Genomic DNA, 17,089 nt, shown 5'->3' with positions numbered 1-17,089 from the left:
CATGCGGGTGTTGATTGTTAAAACCTCTTCGATGGGGGATGTGCTGCATACTCTCCCGGCCCTGACCGACGCCATGCAGGCCATCCCGGGGATCCGGTTCGACTGGGTCGTTGAGGAGGGATTCGTTCAGATCCCTGGTTGGCATCCCGCTGTCGATCGCGTCATTCCCGTGGCGATCCGCCGCTGGCGTAAAGCCTGGTTCTCATCCGATATCCGGGCAGAAAGAGAGACGTTTCGCAAACTCCTTACCGCCGTGCGCTATGACGCAGTGATTGACGCCCAGGGCCTGGTAAAAAGCGCTGCGCTGGTGACTCGTCTGGCGCAGGGTATTAAGCATGGAATGGACTGGAACAGCGCGCGCGAACCCCTGGCGTCGCTGTTTTATAACCGCCGTCACGCTGTCGCTAAACAGCAGCACGCCGTTGAGCGTACCCGGGAATTGTTTGCGAAGAGTCTGGGCTATACCCGCCCCGCGCAAACCGGCGACTACGCCATTGCCCAACATTTTCTCGCCGATCCGCAAAATCAGCCGCCGTATCTGGTGTTTCTTCACGCGACAACCCGCGATGATAAACACTGGCCGGAAGCCCACTGGCGCGAGTTAATCAATCTGATGGCGGGAACCGGGCTTAACATCAAATTGCCCTGGGGCGCGCCGCACGAAGAAGCCCGCGCCTTGCGTCTCGCGGAAGGCTTCGACAATGTTGAAGTCTTGCCGCGACTCAGTCTTGAGCAAGTGGCTAACGTTCTGGCGGGCGCCAGCGGCGTGGTGTCCGTGGATACCGGCTTAAGCCATCTTACGGCGGCGCTGGATCGGCCAAATATCACCCTGTACGGGCCTACCGATCCGGGTTTGATCGGCGGTTATGGTAAAAACCAGTTTATCTGCCGGCCTGTAGATTCCAGCTCGCTGGCCGCGCTGGCCGCCGCTGATGTCTTTGCAAAATTGCGTCCATTAATCGATGGGGTTGCGCCCGCGTCTGAGAACTCACATGTCTGAATTTTTTACGCCTGACAAACCGCCCGGACGGGTTTTACTCATCAAGCTCCGTCACCATGGCGATGTGTTACTGACCTCTCCCTGCTTTACGGTGTTTAAGCATGCGTACCCGGACGCAGAGATTGACGCCCTGGTGTATGATGACACCCAGTCAATGCTGACCAGCCATCCCTGTATTAGCCAGGTTCACACCATCGGCAGAAACTGGCGTAAGCAGAATGTGTTTGCCCAGTTACGGCTCTATTACGCCTTGTATAAAACCCTCAAGGCGCGCCGCTACGATGTGCTAATCAATCTCACCGAACACTGGCATGGCGCACGGCTGGCCCGTTTGCTGAAGCCACGCGTTTCGGTAGGTTTTCGCCCTGATAAGCGCGGCGGCTTTGCCCGTAAACGCTGGATTAAATCCTTTACCACGTTATACCCGGCGATTCAGGACAACACCCGCCATATGGTGGAGGTTAATCTGGATGCGCTCAGGCGCATTGGGATCCATCCGGCCTCAGTTGAAGATAAAAGAACCCTGTTTATCCCTGGCGACGAGGCGGAGCAATTTATTGCCCAGCGGCTGGCGGATTTAGGCGTTGCGCCTGGCAGTTATATCCTGGTACACCCCACGTCGCGCTGGATGTTTAAATCCTGGAGTATCGAAAGGCTGGCAGAAACCATTGATACGCTGGCGCAGCGTGGTTTGCCGATTATTCTTTCCGCTGCACCTTCTCGCGAAGAAACCGACTATATGGATAAGCTGCGCGCCGCCCTTACCCAGCCGGTCTGTGACCTTAGCGGCCAGTTGAACCTGAAACAGCTGGGCGCGTTAATGAGAAACGCCCGGGTTTATTTTGGAGTGGACTCGATGCCGATGCATCTGGCCAGCGCCGTCGGCACGCCAACCGTCGCGATTTTCGGCCCCACAGGATCGATCAAATGGGCGCCCTGGGGCGTACCCCATCGCGTAATACGCGGCGGTTTTACCTGTGAACCGTGCGGTAAAGACGGCTGCGGCGGCAGCCAGATATCCGACTGCATCATGTCGATTACCCCGCAACAGGTGTTAAGCGCCATTGATACCATGCTGCTGGAAAACCCCTCATGAAACTCGCCATTGTTCGCCAGACGTACAACCCTAACGGCGGGGCCGAGCGTTTTGTATCCAGAGCGCTAAACGTGCTGGCGCAGGACAGCGAACTGGACGTCACGCTGATTGCCCGCCAGTGGGAAAATGCCGCTGGCTGGCATACCCTGACCGTTAATCCGCCGTTTCGCAACCGGCAGGCCAGAGAAGCCGGGTTCGCGAAAGAAGCTGCGCGTCATTTTTCCGCATTCGATCTGGTGCAATCTCATGAACGCATTCCCGGCGCATCGGTTTTCCGCGCGGGAGACGGCGTACATGCGACATGGCTTGAGCAGTACAGCCGGATCCTGTCGCCCATAAAACGCTGGGCGCAATCATTCAGTGCTTATCACCGCTACATTTTGCAGGCTGAACGCGACATGTTTACTCATCCGGCGTTGCGTAACGTGATTTGTAACTCGGCGATGGTGCGGGACGACATTGCCCGACGCTTTGGTCTGGGGCCGGAAAAGCTCACGGTGATTTATAACGGCGTCGATACCTCGGTCTTTCATCCCTCGGTACGCGAAAATAACTTGCGGGATAAGCTGGGTATTCCGCAAAACGCGCCGGTGTTGGCGTATGTGGGTTCCGGTTTTACCCGCAAAGGCGTCGCGGTCGCGTTGAATGCGGTGGCTGCCCATCCTGACGTCTGGCTATTGATTGCTGGACGGGATAAACAGGCCCGTAAATTTGTCGCCCAGGCTGAACGGCTGGGTATTGCCGGACGCGTGAAGTTCCTCGGTCCCGTGGATAATATCCTCCAGGTCTACGGCACGGCTGATGCTTTGATCCTACCGACGCTGTACGACCCTTTTCCCAATGTATGCGTTGAAGCGCTGGCCTGCGGGCTGCCGCTGATGACCAGTCATCAGTGCGGCGCAGCGGAATGGATAAAAGAAGGTGAAAACGGCTGGGTTCGCGATGCCCTGGATGTGACAGGCTATCAGCAAGCCATTAGCCAATGGCTTGCCGGACGAATGGCAGGGTTGGACTACGCGGCCAACGCACGCCGGACCGCCGAGCCTTATACGCTTGAGCGCATGGCATCAGAACTCCAGTCGCTTTATCGCAGCTTGCTGGGCCGTTAACGCCCGGCTTGTTCCACCGCGCGGGTAAACACCCGCTCCATATCACGCAGCATACATTCGCGGGTAAAATGGTTGTTCAGATAATCATAACCCTGCTGCGCCAGGCGCTCACGCAGAGCCTCATCCTGCCAGAGCGTCAAAATCGCGTTTTTCAGGGCAACCGCATCCTGCTGGGCCACCAGCAAACCGGTTTTCCCGTCGATCACCGCATCACCTGTTCCTCCCGCGTCGGTGGCGATGGTGGCGATGCATGATGCCAACGACTGCAACACGCCCTGCGGCACGCCTTCCATATCATGGGAGGGACTGAGCGCGATATCAAAGGCCGGGAACCATGCCTGCGGATCGCTGCGATGCCCTGCCATCACGACGCGGTCCTGAAGGCCCAGGGTCAGGATTTCCTGTTCCAGCGTGGCGCGATGCGGCCCTTCGCCGACGATGGCGAGTTTAATCTCGGGCTTATCAATTGCCGCCAGCGCTTTCAATAAAACGCTATGCCCCTTATTGGGCCGCAGATGTGAAACGACGCCCAGCCAGAAGTCGTGCTGGCTGAGGCCGCAGTGCGCGCGCGCTGCCTGTTTATCACCCGGCCTAAACCGTGCGGTATCAACACCGCTCGGGACAGACGTGCTGTGATTCAACGGAACGCCAATCTCGACCAGTTGATGGCGCAGCGCCTCACCCGTAGTGACCACATGGGCGCAGGCTTTCGCAAAGAGCCAACGCGTGGTGCGATTATTGCGCGGCTTGCCGGAAGCGTGACGCGTACGCACCAGCGGCGGCGGGTTTTTAAGCGTCAGGGCAGCCAGTGCCACTAACCAGGTATCGGCAGAGTTATGGCTGTTCACGACATCAACATCGTGACTGGCCAGCCAGCGGCGAAGGAGTAACAAATTGCTCAAATTTTTACGCCGTAACGGTAGATTCACCACGGTTAAGCCCGCCTCCCGCGCCAGGGTATTTAACGGTGCTTCATCAGGGCACAGGATCGTTACGGTGTGGCCGCGCTGTAGCATGCCCAGGGACTCATTGATGATACGCAGCGGCTGACCGCCTTTACCGCCGTCCGCTTCGGTGTGAACAATATGCATAAGATTCCTGTTCATGATAATTCGCCAACGTTTTGTGAATTATACCGATGAGATAAGCCGCGTTAATAAATTTTATCCTTCTGTAGCGGGGGTAACTATGGTAATTTGCCTCGCGTTTTTGCGGTTATTCCAGGGGAAAAATTGATATTTCTCATGCAAAATGAGGGAAATGTTCCCCTTACCCTTAGCTTTTAACTTGCTGTTATAACTATGCTTAAATCCCGTAACGTCTTCACTGGATCGCTGGTGGTTTTCATATTAGCGCTCTGTTTTGTTTGGCCTATTCCCAACGGCTCTTTGCCTTTCCATCGCAACGGGTTGATTTATCCGGTGATTGTGTTTGCGCTCGGTCTTTTCTTTACGTCTCCCACGGCGCGCCAGCATCTGAATACGCAGCAAGTTAAGCCCATTGTGCTGTTTCTTTGGGCGTTAACTTTTTTCATTTTACTTAACGGCCTGATCGTTGCGCCTGATATCAAAGAAATGGTCAGCACCTGGGACGGCCAGTGGGTGCGCCCGGTATTGCTGTTCTGCGCAGGCATCGTACTGGTTGCCGCTATCCAGGCACAGTTTGCCTCTTTTGACGCCAACAAACTGTTTACGCTGATCATCCTGTTTTTTTGGGGCGTAATTTGCATTCATTTGCTGGATACCGTGTGGCTTTACTGGCGTGACGGCATTATTCACTGGGGTGAAACGCGCATTGTGTTTAACCGCACCCGAATGAGCTTCCAGATCAATATGATTACCGGCTTTCTGATCGCGGAACTGCTTGCCCGTGCGTTGATTCACAAACGCTTCTTGCTGCTTAAAACCTCGTTCCTGATTGTGATGCTGGTAGCGAACCTGATTTGTACCGCGCTGGTCGATACGCGCTGGGGCACCATTGGCCTGGTAGGCAGTTTATTTTCAACCTTTTTGCTGCTGAGCCTGCACAAAATGCGTCGCGGCAACATTATGAAAATTGGCGCGATTTTTATCGCTCTCGCTTTAGCCGCAGCGGCTGTCGCCTATACCTCATGGAAAACCGACCCCCGCTGGCAGGCGCTGGAAAGTGATGCCGTCGCTGGCTGGAACGCGCCCTTTACCAGCTTCTGTTACAACAAAACTGACGGGTCGATCCCACGCAATGAAGACGGCTTGCCGATCAACCATTCCAACGGTTGCCGCGCCAGCTTCTTCCATCAGGGCTGGAAGCTGGTGGGTGAGCACCCCTTCGGCATCGGGCCGCGTAAAGAAGCGTTCCGTGAAATTCTGCGTAATGACCTGAACGATCCGCGCATCAATATTCCTCACAGCCATTACGGTTTAATCGAGTTTGGCTTGCAGAACGGGATTGCCGGCATCGCCGGGTGGCTGGTACTGCTGCTGATGTGCTGGTACACCGGCTGGAAGCAGTATCGTCATGGAAACATGATGGCAGGCCTGTTCCTGTTGCTGTTTACTATCGGCTTCTTCTCTCGCACCCTGGTCGATCACAATTTAAAAGACCATTACCTCGAACAATACATGTTGCTGACTGGCCTGCTGGTTGGGATTTGCGCGACGCGCAACCGGGAGATCTCACCGCCCCCGCAACGTTAAGACTCATACGCCAGTGGTTTTCTTTATTAACTCATAGATAATAGAGCCCCACTGGCGTCTGCACGGGTCTGGCGAACGTTTTTCCCCGTTCGTTGTTGAAATGCCATTCCGCCGGACCCATTCACACAGCGAATCCCCGGCAATCACGGAGCAAGCATGTCTGATAGCCCACAACTGAGTTTGATCATCGCGGTTTATAACGGTGAAAAGTTTCTCAGTACGTTCTTTGAGAGCATCAAAAACCAGCATCTCAGCCACGTCGAGCTGATTGTGGTTAATGATGGTTCGACCGATGGCTCGGCGGACATTATTGAACGTTACGCTCAGCAATTTAGCGAGTTTACCGTTCTGAACCAGGAAAACGGCGGCGTCTCCGCCGCGCGAAATACCGGTCTGGCAGTAGCGCGCGGCCAATACGTGGCATTCCCGGATATCGATGACGTAATCTATCCCGGCATGTATAACCGCCTGCTGGAAATTGCGCTGCAAAACGATCTGGACGTCGCGACCTGTAACGGGACCTATATTTATGATGACGGGCGTCCGGCGAAAAAAATATTCCCTTCAGACAGACTGTCATCAACGGGCGTATTAGAAGGCCCGGTCTGGCTGGAAATGGCACTGCGCTCGCGTAAATTTCTGCACGTCACCTGGCTGAATATTTATCGCCATGACTTTATTAAACAACATGGTTTTCGTTTTGAGCCTGGCCTGCGCCACCAGGATATCCCCTGGACTACCGAACTGCTGTTAACAGCGAAGCGGGTACAATATGTGGATGAGGCGCTGTACGATTATCTGATTCATTCGGCTTCGGTGTCGCATACGCCGGGTACCGATGACACCCGGATGCGCTCCTCACGCCATTACATGAAAATCCTTGAGATGCTTAACGACATTAACCGTCGTTATCCTGAGCAGGTGAAGCGCGTTCCCTCCTGCCACTGGCAAATCGCTAAAGAAGGCCTCGGTATTTTACACAGTATCAATAACATCGAGGATCCGGCGAAAAAACGCGAGATCACCCAGGAGCTGTTCGATCGCGGCATCTGGTCGATGATCTGGAAAAATGCCCGTGGGTTTAAACTGCGCTGGCGTTTAGGCCGCCGTTATTTCCGTCTTAAAAAAATAATCAGCTAACGAAGACTATGAGTAAATTAAAACTGCATGCGGTTTCGCGCGCTGACTTTATCGCGAAAAATTATCCTGATTTCCAGGCACTGCTGGATGCGCGCGTTAATCCGGATACCATTCCCGAGCGCTTTTACTGCGGCGGACGAGGCGGGTGGACCTTCCAGACGACCCTGACGCTTAAACACTTTTATGGCGATGACATCGAGTGTTCCTTTGGTTCTGAGTGCCGTTCCGACGCCATCAACCTGATGCATAACGATGATTTCGGATCGCGGGTTAAACCCTGGAAAGGCGTGACCGTTGTGGCACGCGCTGACCGTCCGCCAATTATTGGCGCGGATTACGTAGTGGAACAAAATCCGGAAGTCGCTGGTTTAAAAAATCGCCTGTTCGTGCCGTACTGGCCGCAACCGGGCGTCCAGCCGCGCGAGCGTGCCGACAGCACGATTGATACCGTGGCCTACTTTGGCCGTGTCGACAGCTTCCCGCCAGAATTCCGTTCCGACGCGTTTATTAAACGCCTTGCGGATCAAGGCATCACGTTACGTATCTCATTTGATAACTGGACCGATTACCGCAATGTGGATGTCTGCCTGAGTTTTCGTAAATCTCACGACCATAAGCTGGCGCGCAAACCCGCCAGTAAACTCATTAACGGCTGGCTGGGTAAAACCGTGATGATTTGCGATGACGAGCCCTCTTTCCGCGCTATTCGCGAAAGCGAGCTTGATTATCTGATTGCCAAAACGCCTGACGAGGCGTTCGACGCCATCATGCGCCTGAAGAACGATCCCGTTCTGTATCAGCAGATGCAGGAACAGGGAAGAAAAAGACTGGCGTTTTATTCACGCCGTGCCGTCGCGGCACGTTGGTATGAGTTATTTGAAGGGATCTGGCGTAAAGGATTACACAATAAACCGGAGTTTGTCCGCGCGCTGCATTTCAGCATTGGCAAGGTCATCCGTCCACTGACCAAGAAGTTTTAACTGAAGGTTTTTTGTATGTCCACGTCCACTCTTGTAGCGCCCGCGTCTTTCGGGCGTAATCTGGCACGCACGCTGGTTCTGGCACTGATTTTTATGGTGCTGTTCTCGTTTTCTGAGATCAGTATCCTGCTGAAGGATAAAGTATATAGTCCAAAAGCAGATGATATGGCGCTATACGCTATTATCGCGCTGCTGGCAGCCATCAGCTCCCGCTATTTCCTGACGCGGTTGCTGTTAGCGATAACGTTCTTCATTCAGGTTTCCGAAGCCGCTTATTATACCTTTTACGGGCAATTTTATGGCCCCAGCGAAGTCTGGCTGGCGCTGGTCGAAACCAGGGATATTGCCAGCGGCATCGGTGACAGCCTGGGCGTGTTGGGGATTTACATCGCGATTGTAATCGTGGCTATCCTCTTTTCGCTGGCCTTCGCGCGCCGTCTGGCGCCGCAGTGGAAAAAATGGCTGGCTGTCCCCTCGTTGCTGATTATCGTCGTGATGTTTGCCGGGCAGTTCTACAAGGCAATCGATGGGCAGATGTATAAATTCAACCCGGATTTACGCCACAGCCTGCTGCGTAACGGGCTGTCTGCCGTGAGCTTCAGCGCCATTCGCCTGATCCCGGAAGCGATTTCCGGCGAAAACCAAACGCTGGCTCATTACGAGCCTTATAAAGTGACGCCGATACCGGGCAACCAGGCTGGAAAATATTCCATTATTCTGGCGATTGGCGAAAGCCTTAACCCGCATCATGTCAGCGCCCTGGGCTATCAGCGTGATACTACGCCAGCGCTGAATGCGCTGATGAAGCAGTACCAGGGTAGCGCAAACCTTATTATCTCTAACGCCGTATCAACTCGCGTGGCGATTCCGATGTTGGTTAACAACCTGCGCGAACCGGATAACTACTACGCTTATAAATCTAAAGCCACCAATCTGTTCGCCAACGCCAAAAAACAGGGTTACCAGACCGCATTTATTTCTGCGCAAGGACTGGAAGGGCTAAGCAACTGGATTGGCATTCATAATATCGACCTGTGGGAAGATACTCAGATTCGCCCGGCGCCGGAAGTCGGCGCGGACCGGGTTCTGACGCCTTCCGTTGATAAAGCCAAACTGGACTGGAATCAACCTTTCCTGATGGTGCTTAACAGCCGCGCGCCACACATTCCTTATGAACGCAATCTGCCGCCGGGATTTGCAAAATTCTCGACGCCGCAGGCGGCCAACGATGTGGAGCAGAAGAAAAACGAGTACGACGACGCGGTACGTTATTACGACCAGGAGCTGGCTTCTGCGATCCGTACTGCAATGGCAAAATCAAAACTGCCGGTTCTGGTGTTTATTACTTCCGACCACGGTGAACGCGTCGGTGACGGCGGTCTGTTCGGCCACTCGATTGTCGAGATGCCTATTGCTCAGGTTCCGTTTATCTATTTCAGCAACGACGCAAATTATCGTCTCGGCGATATCAGCCCAAATCTGCCTCGCAACCATTACCAGTTGGCGACGCTAATTAACAAAATGCTCGGTTTTTCAGTGGAGAACCCCAACCAAAAAGATGATTCCTATTTCATCACCGGCGGGGATATTCGCGGCCTGTCCGGGCGGGTGACGTACCATCTTAGTACGCTACCCGCACAATAATTCTCTTCATTGGCCTTTCTGCGGGCAGGCTGGCTGCCCGCAGATTGAGTAAATCTTCTTGCCGCCCTTTCCCTGAAAGGGTAAAACGCCCCGTAGTAAGCCAAAACAATAGCTTTAACCGGCTTAAATGCTTAGAATTTGCCCGCCGATTAAGAAAATAACGGATATTCGCTTGGAATCGTTGTATACCGCTTTACTGTATCTTATTCAGCCCTTCATCTGGGTACGGTTGCTGCTTCGCAGCCGTAAGGCTCCCGCGTACCGTAAACGCTGGGGTGAACGCTATGGTTATTGCCGGAATAAGGTGGCGCCTGACGGTATATTGCTGCACTCAGTTTCGGTGGGCGAGACGCTGGCGGCTATTCCGCTGGTACGCGCTCTGCGCCATCGCTACCCGACGCTGCCGATCACCGTCACAACCATGACGCCAACCGGTTCGGAACGCGTGCAGTCCGCCTTCGGCAAAGATGTTCATCACGTCTACTTGCCTTATGATTTGCCCTGCGCCATGAATCGCTTTCTGGATAACGTTCGCCCCAAGCTGGTGATCGTGATGGAAACCGAGCTGTGGCCAAACATGATTGCCGCGCTACATCAGCGCAAAATCCCGTTGGCAATCGCCAACGCCCGGCTGTCTGAGCGTTCCGCAAACGGTTATAAAAAGCTGCGCGGTTTCATGCGCCGCTTGCTGAATAAAATCACGCTGATCGCCGCGCAGAATGAAGAAGACGGTAATCGCTTCCTGGAGCTGGGCCTGAAGCGCAACCAGCTCGCCATTACCGGCAGCCTGAAATTCGATATTTCCGTCACGCCTGAACTGGCGGCCCGCGCTGTGACGCTGCGTCGCCAGTGGGCACCACGCCGTAAAGTGTGGATCGCCACCAGCACCCACGATGGCGAAGAAGCAATTATCCTTGAGGCACACAAAGCGCTGCTTAAAACCTTTCCTGATTTATTGTTGATTCTGGTGCCGCGTCATCCGGAGCGCTTTAAAGATGCCCGGGACCTGGTACATAAAGCGGGCTTCAGCTTTACTCTGCGCAGCACCGGTGAAATCCCGTCGAGCAGCACCCAGGTGGTGATTGGCGACACCATGGGCGAACTGATGCTGCTGTACGGTATTGCCGATCTCGCCTTTGTCGGCGGCAGTCTGGTAGAGCGCGGCGGTCATAACCCGCTGGAGCCTGCGGCACATGCGATCCCGGTGCTGATGGGCCCGCATATTTTCAACTTCAAAGACATTTGCGGACGTCTGCTGGAAGCGGGTGGCTTGATTATTGTTAATGACGCCCCGGCGCTGGTAAAAGAGATCTCAACTCTGCTGACCGATGAAGACTATCGGTTGTGGTATGGCCGTCATGCCGTAGAAGTGCTGCATCAGAACCAGGGGGCGCTGACCCGTCTGCTGCAACTGCTGCAACCCTATCTGCCGCAGCGGAGCCATTGATGCCTGCGCGCCTGTCGGTCGTCATGATTGCAAAAAATGCCGGAGACGTTTTGCCAGAATGCCTGGCCTCGGTGGCGTTTGCTGATGAACTCATCCTGCTTGATTCCGGCAGTACCGATAATACGCTGGATATCGCCCATGAAGCTGGCGCGACTGTTGTCACCGCCACCGACTGGCCGGGCTACGGCATCCAGCGCCAGCGCGCTCAGGCGCTGGCGACAGGCGATTATATTTTGATGATCGATACCGATGAGCGCGTCACGCCGGAACTGAAACAGGCCATTCTGGCGGTACTGGAAAATCCGCAGCCAGACGCGGTATACAGCATTGCGCGCCGTAATTACTTCCTGGGCCGCTTTATGCGTCACAGCGGCTGGTATCCTGACCGCGTCACCCGCCTCTATCCACGCGAACGTTACCGCTATAATGATCATCTGGTCCATGAGTCGCTGGATGCGCCTGCCGCACGCGTTATCGCGTTAAAAGGTGATTTACTGCACCTGACCTGCCGCGATTTTGCCGGCTTCCAGCAAAAGCAGCTTAACTATGCGAATGCCTGGGCCCGGGAGCGCCACCAGAAAGGCAAGCGCTGCTCTATCGCCGGGATTATGGGCCATACGCTGGGCGCGTTTATTAAGACGCTGATTATTCGCGGCGGCGTGCTGGACGGCAAACAGGGATGGTTACTGGCGGTGGTCAATGCCCAGTACACCTTCAATAAATACACCGAGCTGTGGGCGCTGAATCACGGCTACACACAAAAGACCGCTATATGAGCACAAAAGCGATTTATCCCGGCACCTTTGACCCGATCACTAACGGCCATATCGATATCATTACCCGTGCTGCGGGCATGTTCGACAAACTGATTATCGCTATCGCCGCCAGTCCGAGTAAGAAACCGATGTTTACGCTTGATGAGCGTGTGGCGCTGGCGAAAGAGGCGACTGCCCACCTTGCTAACATCGAAGTGGTAGGGTTTAGCGATTTGATGGCGAATTTCGCCCGGGCGCAGCAGGCCAATGTGCTGGTACGCGGGTTACGCGCCGTGGCGGATTTTGAGTATGAAATGCAGCTCGCGCACATGAATCGTCATTTAATGCCCGAGCTGGAAAGCGTGTTTTTGATGCCATCAAAAGAGTGGTCGTTCATCTCTTCCACGCTGGTAAAAGAAGTGGCGCGCCACCATGGAGATGTCACGCATTTTTTACCGGAGAAAGTGTGCCAGGCGCTGCTCAGTAAACTGGCGGCCGGGCACTGATCGCGCATTACTTCTGGCAGCGTCGGCACCAGTACGTGCGGCGTTGCCCGTGCTTACCTGCCTGAATCGGCGTTCCACACACCCGGCACGGCTCGCCTTCCCTTCCGTAAACCTGTAACTCCTGGGCAAAATACCCCGGCTTCCCGTCGCTTTGTAAAAAATCGCGCAGCGTGGTGCCGCCCTGCTCGATCGAACGCAACAGCACCGCTTTTATCGCGGTTGCCAGCAACGCACACTCTTCTTTTGAGAGCGCCTGCGCCAGCTTATCGGGATGGATCCCGGCGGCAAACAGCGATTCGCTGGCGTAAATATTCCCGACGCCCACCACCAGTTTGTTATCCATCAGCCAGGGCTTGATGGCGACTTTTTTCCGGGCGCATTTTTGATGCAGGTATTCGCCATTGAACTCATCGCTCAGCGGCTCCGGGCCAAGGTGCGCTAAAACGTTATGCCCTTCCAGAGAGGGCGTCCAGAGCCATGCGCCGAAGCGACGCGGGTCGGTATAACGCAGCACTTTCCCGTTGCTCATCACCAGATCGACATGGTCATGTTTTTCAGCGGGCATGTCATGCGGCAGTACCCGCAGGCTACCGGACATACCAAGGTGAACGATGATCCAGCCATCCGGTAATTCAATCAGCAGGTACTTGGCGCGCCGCTGGACGCTGATAACCGGTTTATCGCTGAGCGCATGGATTTCATCAGAAACCGGCCAGCGCAGGCGGCCATTACGCACAACGGCATGAAGGATGGTTTCGCCGACCAGATGCGGTTCGATCCCGCGACGGCTGGTTTCCACCTCAGGTAACTCAGGCATCGTTGCTCCTTTTCACGGTGACAGAAAGCAAAAAACCCGGCATAAGCCGGGTTTTCATACAAATCACTAAAATTATTTAATTTTAGCTTCTTTGTATACAACGTGCTGACGGACAACTGGATCGAACTTTTTCAGTTCGAGTTTTTCCGGCTTAGTACGTTTGTTCTTCGTAGTGGTATAGAAGTGACCAGTACCAGCAGAAGAAACCAGCTTGATTTTCTCACGAATACCTTTAGCCATGATTTATTTCCTCTAAGTACTTAGTACTTTTCGCCACGGGCACGCAGTTCAGACAGAACTGTATCGATGCCTTTTTTATCGATTACACGCATACCTTTAGCAGATACACGCAGGGTGACAAAACGCTTCTCGCTCTCAACCCAGAAACGGTGAGAGTGCAGGTTCGGCAGGAAACGGCGTTTAGTCGCGTTCAGTGCGTGGGAACGGTTGTTACCGGTCACCGGACGCTTGCCAGTAACTTGGCAGACTCGGGACATGTCTATTCTCCAAAAATCAAATTAGCTCGAGCTTCGTATGGGGTATTGGCGCCTCGTCAGGCTTTACAGCCCGGTTATCGCAGTTCTAAGCGAACCCACGATTGCCAGGCCCAAATGCCAAACCCGAGATTCTCAAAGGTGGCGTAGTATACGCTGTGTAAGCCGGGTGCTCAAGTCCCGAACAGACAAAGATCCCTTTGGATCGCTGAAACTTATCTAAATCCAGCCCCGTTCGGCAAACGAAACGTACTCCCCACGGCCAATGACCAGATGATCGAGCACACGAATATCCATGAAATCACAGCATTTTATGATGCGCTCAGTAATCGATTTATCCGCGAGACTGGGCTCGGAATGGCCTGACGGATGATTATGGGCAAGGATCACCGCGGCGGCGTTCACCTTCATCGCTTCCCGCACAATTTCACGCGGATGCACTTCAACATAGCTAAGCGTGCCGGAAAACATTCGGGTATGTTTGATCACGCGATGCTGGTTATCCATAAAGATCACCATAAATATTTCACGCTCTTCATCCGTGAGCTGTCCCTGCAAAAACTCGCGCGTCATATCCGGGCTCAACAGCGGTTTTTCTTCCTCTATCCATGACTCAGAATAGCGTCGCCCCAGCTCAGCAATAGCGCGCAATTGCGTGTACGTCGCCTCGCCAACCCCGCCTATCGTTTTAAAGCAGTCAAGCGGGGCTGACAATAAGCCGCGCAGCGTGCCGAAGTGGTTGTACAATTTTTCAGCCAGCTCCATCACCGTCGTACCCCGCTTGCCGGTGCGCAGGAAAATCGCCAGTAATTCAACGTCTGTCAGGGATTTTGCGCCGGAGCGCTGTAGCTTTTCGCGTGGGCCATCCCAGGGCTTTTTCTTTCTTCTGCTCATTATCCCTCCTTGTCGTAGCGGGGATCATGGCACAGTTTTTACGCGTCCTCGACGCGACGGTGACGAGGTTGCGCGACATCTCGCAAACTCATTTTTACTCAACGTCCGCCCTTTTCGGGAATGTGATAAAATAGCCGCTTTCCGATACGGCGACAGGAACAGGTTATGACGGGTATTGCCGGTAAAAAAATTGTTCTCGGGGTAAGCGGCGGCATCGCTGCTTATAAAACACCAGACCTGGTGCGGCGTCTGCGCGAGCGCGGCGCGGATGTCCGGGTGGCCATGACGGAGGCGGCTAAAGCCTTTATCACCCCCATGAGTCTGCAAGCCGTATCGGGTTACCCTGTTTCAGACAGTTTGCTGGACCCGGCGGCAGAAGCGGCCATGGGTCACATCGAACTGGGTAAATGGGCGGATTTAGTGATGCTCGTCCCGGCGACGGCGGATTTAATCGCTCGTGTCGCGGCGGGTATGGCGAATGATTTAGTCACCACCATCTGCCTCGCTACCCCTGCGCCCATCGCCGTCGTCCCGGCAATGAACCAGCAGATGTATCGTAATCTCGCCACCCAGCATAATCTCAACGTGCTCGCCGAGCGCGGGATGATGATTTGGGGGCCGGATAGCGGCAGCCAGGCGTGCGGCGACGTGGGGCCGGGGCGTATGCTCGATCCGCTGGTGCTGGTGGATATGGCGGTTGCCCATTTTTCGCCTGTCAACGATCTGCAACATTTGAACATCATGATAACCGCCGGCCCCACCCGCGAGCCGCTCGACCCGGTGCGTTACATCACTAATCACAGCTCAGGCAAGATGGGTTTCGCCATTGCAACGGCGGCGGCGGCGCGCGGTGCCCACGTCACCCTTGTGAGCGGGCCGGTCTCTCTGCCGACCCCTGCGGGCGTTGAGCGTATCGACGTGACGACTGCCCTGGAAATGGAAGCCGCCGTACAGGCGCGCGCCCAACAACAGCAAATTTTTATTGGCTGCGCCGCGGTGGCGGACTACCGCGCTGCCGCCGTTGCCGATGAAAAAATCAAAAAACAGGGCGATGAACTGGTCATCAGAATGGTGAAAAACCCGGATATCGTTGCTGGCGTCGCTGCGCTGAAAAACCCACGTCCTTATGTCGTCGGGTTTGCCGCCGAAACGAATAATGTGGAAGAATATGCGCGGCAAAAACGTGTCCGTAAAAACCTCGATTTGATTTGCGCCAATGATGTCTCGCAAGCCGGTCAGGGGTTTAATAGCGACAGTAATGCTTTACACCTTTACTGGCAGGATGGAGAACTCGCTTTACCGCTTGAGCGAAAAGCGCTCCTTGGCCACCGTTTACTGGACGAGATAGTGACCCGTTATGATGAAAAAAATCGACGTTAAGATCCTTGACCCGCGCGTGGGCAAAGAGTTTCCGCTGCCGACTTATGCCACTTCCGGCTCTGCGGGCCTGGATCTGCGCGCCTGCCTTGACGCCGCCGTGGAGCTGGCGCCAGGCGCTACCACGCTGCTACCGACCGGGCTGGCTATCCATATTGCCGATCCTTCGCTGGCGGCGGTGATCCTGCCGCGCTCCGGCCTCGGGCATAAGCATGGCGTGGTGTTAGGTAACCTGGTGGGATTAATTGATTCTGATTATCAGGGCCAGTTGATGATCTCGGTCTGGAACCGTGGACAGGATAGTTTTACCATCGAGCCGGGCGAACGTGTCGCACAGATGGTCTTCGTCCCCGTCGTTCAGGCGGAATTTAATTTGGTGGAAGATTTTGACGCCACCCTTCGTGGTGAAGGCGGCTTCGGCCATTCCGGGCGGCGTTAATTCGCCCCTATCGTTACGCGTCCCATTAATAACAAACAAAACCGCAGGCAATAGCTTGCGGTAATAATGTGGATGCCGCCTGACAATTGCGTTATTTCAGGGGTATTTGAGATCATGGCAGAAAAACAAACCGCGAAACGGAATCGTCGCGAAGAAATACTTCAATCTCTGGCACAAATGCTTGAATCAAGCGATGGCAGTCAGCGCATTACCACAGCAAAACTGGCGGCCTCGGTTGGCGTTTCGGAAGCGGCGCTGTATCGCCATTTTCCCAGCAAAACGCGTATGTTCGATAGTCTTATCGAGTTTATCGAAGATAGCCTGATTACCCGGATTAACCTGATCCTCAAAGATGAGAAAGACACGACCTCGCGCCTGCGTCTTATCATGCTACTGATTCTGGGATTTGGTGAAAAAAACCCCGGCTTGACCCGCATTCTGACCGGCCATGCGTTAATGTTTGAACAGGATCGCCTGCAAGGGCGCATTAACCAACTGTTCGAGCGTATTGAAGCGCAGCTGCGTCAGGTTTTACGCGAGCGAAAAATGCGTGAAGGCGAAGGGTATGAAACGGACGAGACGCTGCTGGCTGGCCAGCTGCTGGCGTTTTGCGAAGGCATGCTGTCGCGGTTTGTGCGCAGTGAGTTTCGCTACAGCCCTACCGCGGATTTTGACGCGCGCTGGCCGCTGCTGGCTTCACAGCTTCAATAAAAAAG

General features: G+C 54.5%; 18 protein-coding genes. 13 read left to right on the top strand and 5 right to left on the bottom strand.

The annotated features are described in order from the left end of the window. Position 1 precedes the first annotated feature (1 nt). Genes rfaC through GV764_RS07200 form a run of 3 tightly spaced genes read left to right on the top strand, consistent with a single transcriptional unit; the run spans position 2 to position 3,205 of the window. Positions 2 to 1,000 (top strand): lipopolysaccharide heptosyltransferase RfaC, encoded by a 999-nt coding sequence (gene rfaC, locus GV764_RS07210; protein WP_161659555.1) that lies wholly within the window; start codon positions 2 to 4, stop codon positions 998 to 1,000. Next, complete coding sequence (rfaQ, locus tag GV764_RS07205; RefSeq protein WP_161659554.1) at positions 993 to 2,096, top strand: putative lipopolysaccharide heptosyltransferase III; 1,104 nt, start codon at positions 993 to 995, stop codon at positions 2,094 to 2,096. The genes rfaC and rfaQ overlap by 8 nt, the downstream gene beginning before the upstream one ends. Further along, the gene (locus tag GV764_RS07200; protein ID WP_161659553.1) at positions 2,093 to 3,205 is read left to right on the top strand and encodes a glycosyltransferase family 4 protein; all 1,113 of its coding nucleotides are present in this window, start codon (positions 2,093 to 2,095) and stop codon (positions 3,203 to 3,205) included. The genes rfaQ and GV764_RS07200 overlap by 4 nt, the downstream gene beginning before the upstream one ends. On the opposite strand, the gene GV764_RS07195 is transcribed toward GV764_RS07200, so the two are convergent. Next, a complete protein-coding gene (locus GV764_RS07195) occupies positions 3,202 to 4,296 on the bottom strand; it encodes a glycosyltransferase family 4 protein (protein WP_161659552.1) in 1,095 nt (364 codons plus the stop codon). The two genes, GV764_RS07200 and GV764_RS07195, sit on opposite strands and share 4 nt — an antisense overlap. A 210-nt stretch (positions 4,297 to 4,506) precedes the next feature. Between GV764_RS07195 and GV764_RS07190 the strand changes: the two genes are divergently transcribed. From GV764_RS07190 to coaD, 7 genes are all read left to right on the top strand, one after another. Beyond that, complete coding sequence (locus tag GV764_RS07190; RefSeq protein ID WP_201743094.1) at positions 4,507 to 5,880, top strand: O-antigen ligase family protein; 1,374 nt, start codon at positions 4,507 to 4,509, stop codon at positions 5,878 to 5,880. 156 nt (positions 5,881 to 6,036) lie between these two features. Beyond that, complete coding sequence (locus tag GV764_RS07185) at positions 6,037 to 7,020, top strand: glycosyltransferase (RefSeq protein ID WP_161659551.1); 984 nt, start codon at positions 6,037 to 6,039, stop codon at positions 7,018 to 7,020. An 8-nt stretch (positions 7,021 to 7,028) separates the two neighbouring features. After that, positions 7,029 to 8,000, top strand: a complete 972-nt coding sequence (locus tag GV764_RS07180; protein WP_161659550.1) for a glycosyltransferase — start codon at positions 7,029 to 7,031, stop codon at positions 7,998 to 8,000. 15 nt (positions 8,001 to 8,015) lie between these two features. Then, positions 8,016 to 9,644, top strand: coding sequence for a sulfatase-like hydrolase/transferase (locus GV764_RS07175; protein WP_161659549.1), 1,629 nt, complete (start codon positions 8,016 to 8,018; stop codon positions 9,642 to 9,644). A gap of 172 nt (positions 9,645 to 9,816) precedes the next feature. Then, positions 9,817 to 11,091 carry a lipid IV(A) 3-deoxy-D-manno-octulosonic acid transferase gene (waaA, locus tag GV764_RS07170; RefSeq protein ID WP_161659548.1) on the top strand — a complete coding sequence of 425 codons (1,275 nt, stop codon included), beginning with the start codon at positions 9,817 to 9,819 and terminating at the stop codon, positions 11,089 to 11,091. Next, positions 11,091 to 11,867 (top strand): glycosyltransferase family 2 protein, encoded by a 777-nt coding sequence (locus tag GV764_RS07165; protein ID WP_161659547.1) that lies wholly within the window; start codon positions 11,091 to 11,093, stop codon positions 11,865 to 11,867. The genes waaA and GV764_RS07165 overlap by 1 nt, the downstream gene beginning before the upstream one ends. Beyond that, on the top strand, positions 11,864 to 12,352 hold the full coding sequence (coaD, locus tag GV764_RS07160; protein ID WP_125295004.1) for a pantetheine-phosphate adenylyltransferase: 489 nt from the start codon (positions 11,864 to 11,866) through the stop codon (positions 12,350 to 12,352). The genes GV764_RS07165 and coaD overlap by 4 nt, the downstream gene beginning before the upstream one ends. A 7-nt stretch (positions 12,353 to 12,359) precedes the next feature. Here the strand turns inward: coaD and mutM are convergent, their stop codons facing one another. From mutM to radC, 4 genes are all read right to left on the bottom strand, one after another. Continuing rightward, positions 12,360 to 13,169, bottom strand: a complete 810-nt coding sequence (mutM, locus tag GV764_RS07155) for a bifunctional DNA-formamidopyrimidine glycosylase/DNA-(apurinic or apyrimidinic site) lyase (RefSeq protein ID WP_161659546.1) — start codon at positions 13,167 to 13,169, stop codon at positions 12,360 to 12,362. Between the two features lie 72 nt (positions 13,170 to 13,241). After that, complete coding sequence (gene rpmG, locus GV764_RS07150; RefSeq protein ID WP_002436700.1) at positions 13,242 to 13,409, bottom strand: 50S ribosomal protein L33; 168 nt, start codon at positions 13,407 to 13,409, stop codon at positions 13,242 to 13,244. A gap of 20 nt (positions 13,410 to 13,429) precedes the next feature. After that, positions 13,430 to 13,666: a 50S ribosomal protein L28 gene (gene rpmB / locus GV764_RS07145; RefSeq protein ID WP_002436699.1), complete on the bottom strand. Its 237-nt coding sequence runs from the start codon at positions 13,664 to 13,666 to the stop codon at positions 13,430 to 13,432. A 216-nt stretch (positions 13,667 to 13,882) separates the two neighbouring features. Then, the gene (radC, locus tag GV764_RS07140) at positions 13,883 to 14,557 is read right to left on the bottom strand and encodes a RadC family protein (RefSeq protein WP_161659545.1); all 675 of its coding nucleotides are present in this window, start codon (positions 14,555 to 14,557) and stop codon (positions 13,883 to 13,885) included. A 165-nt stretch (positions 14,558 to 14,722) separates the two neighbouring features. On the opposite strand from radC, the gene coaBC reads away from it, so the two are divergent. From coaBC to slmA, 3 genes are all read left to right on the top strand, one after another. Then, complete coding sequence (coaBC, locus tag GV764_RS07135) at positions 14,723 to 15,937, top strand: bifunctional phosphopantothenoylcysteine decarboxylase/phosphopantothenate--cysteine ligase CoaBC (RefSeq protein WP_161659544.1); 1,215 nt, start codon at positions 14,723 to 14,725, stop codon at positions 15,935 to 15,937. After that, complete coding sequence (gene dut, locus GV764_RS07130) at positions 15,915 to 16,373, top strand: dUTP diphosphatase (RefSeq protein ID WP_161659543.1); 459 nt, start codon at positions 15,915 to 15,917, stop codon at positions 16,371 to 16,373. The genes coaBC and dut overlap by 23 nt, the downstream gene beginning before the upstream one ends. A gap of 114 nt (positions 16,374 to 16,487) precedes the next feature. Further along, the gene (gene slmA / locus GV764_RS07125) at positions 16,488 to 17,084 is read left to right on the top strand and encodes a nucleoid occlusion factor SlmA (protein WP_125295009.1); all 597 of its coding nucleotides are present in this window, start codon (positions 16,488 to 16,490) and stop codon (positions 17,082 to 17,084) included. The last annotated feature ends 5 nt before the right edge of the window (positions 17,085 to 17,089 follow it).

The organism is Atlantibacter hermannii (assembly GCF_009907385.1).
GTDB lineage: Bacteria > Pseudomonadota > Gammaproteobacteria > Enterobacterales > Enterobacteriaceae > Atlantibacter > Atlantibacter hermannii_A.
The sequence above is the reverse complement of the archived record's forward strand: the minus strand, read 5'-3'. Positions and strand labels throughout refer to the sequence as shown.

What these genes read in the sequence shown, in the direction of transcription:
- rfaC (WP_161659555.1), top strand. Translation starts at nt 2, where the DNA reads ATGCGGGTGTTGATTGTTAAAACCTCTTCGATGGGGGATGTGCTGCAT.
- rfaQ (WP_161659554.1), top strand. Translation starts at nt 993, where the DNA reads ATGTCTGAATTTTTTACGCCTGACAAACCGCCCGGACGGGTTTTACTC.
- GV764_RS07200 (WP_161659553.1), top strand. Translation starts at nt 2,093, where the DNA reads ATGAAACTCGCCATTGTTCGCCAGACGTACAACCCTAACGGCGGGGCC.
- GV764_RS07195 (WP_161659552.1), bottom strand. Translation starts at nt 4,296, where the DNA reads ATGCATATTGTTCACACCGAAGCGGACGGCGGTAAAGGCGGTCAGCCG.
- GV764_RS07190 (WP_201743094.1), top strand. Translation starts at nt 4,507, where the DNA reads ATGCTTAAATCCCGTAACGTCTTCACTGGATCGCTGGTGGTTTTCATA.
- GV764_RS07185 (WP_161659551.1), top strand. Translation starts at nt 6,037, where the DNA reads ATGTCTGATAGCCCACAACTGAGTTTGATCATCGCGGTTTATAACGGT.
- GV764_RS07180 (WP_161659550.1), top strand. Translation starts at nt 7,029, where the DNA reads ATGAGTAAATTAAAACTGCATGCGGTTTCGCGCGCTGACTTTATCGCG.
- GV764_RS07175 (WP_161659549.1), top strand. Translation starts at nt 8,016, where the DNA reads ATGTCCACGTCCACTCTTGTAGCGCCCGCGTCTTTCGGGCGTAATCTG.
- GV764_RS07165 (WP_161659547.1), top strand. Translation starts at nt 11,091, where the DNA reads ATGCCTGCGCGCCTGTCGGTCGTCATGATTGCAAAAAATGCCGGAGAC.
- coaD (WP_125295004.1), top strand. Translation starts at nt 11,864, where the DNA reads ATGAGCACAAAAGCGATTTATCCCGGCACCTTTGACCCGATCACTAAC.
- mutM (WP_161659546.1), bottom strand. Translation starts at nt 13,169, where the DNA reads ATGCCTGAGTTACCTGAGGTGGAAACCAGCCGTCGCGGGATCGAACCG.
- rpmG (WP_002436700.1), bottom strand. Translation starts at nt 13,409, where the DNA reads ATGGCTAAAGGTATTCGTGAGAAAATCAAGCTGGTTTCTTCTGCTGGT.
- rpmB (WP_002436699.1), bottom strand. Translation starts at nt 13,666, where the DNA reads ATGTCCCGAGTCTGCCAAGTTACTGGCAAGCGTCCGGTGACCGGTAAC.
- radC (WP_161659545.1), bottom strand. Translation starts at nt 14,557, where the DNA reads ATGAGCAGAAGAAAGAAAAAGCCCTGGGATGGCCCACGCGAAAAGCTA.
- coaBC (WP_161659544.1), top strand. Translation starts at nt 14,723, where the DNA reads ATGACGGGTATTGCCGGTAAAAAAATTGTTCTCGGGGTAAGCGGCGGC.
- dut (WP_161659543.1), top strand. Translation starts at nt 15,915, where the DNA reads ATGATGAAAAAAATCGACGTTAAGATCCTTGACCCGCGCGTGGGCAAA.
- slmA (WP_125295009.1), top strand. Translation starts at nt 16,488, where the DNA reads ATGGCAGAAAAACAAACCGCGAAACGGAATCGTCGCGAAGAAATACTT.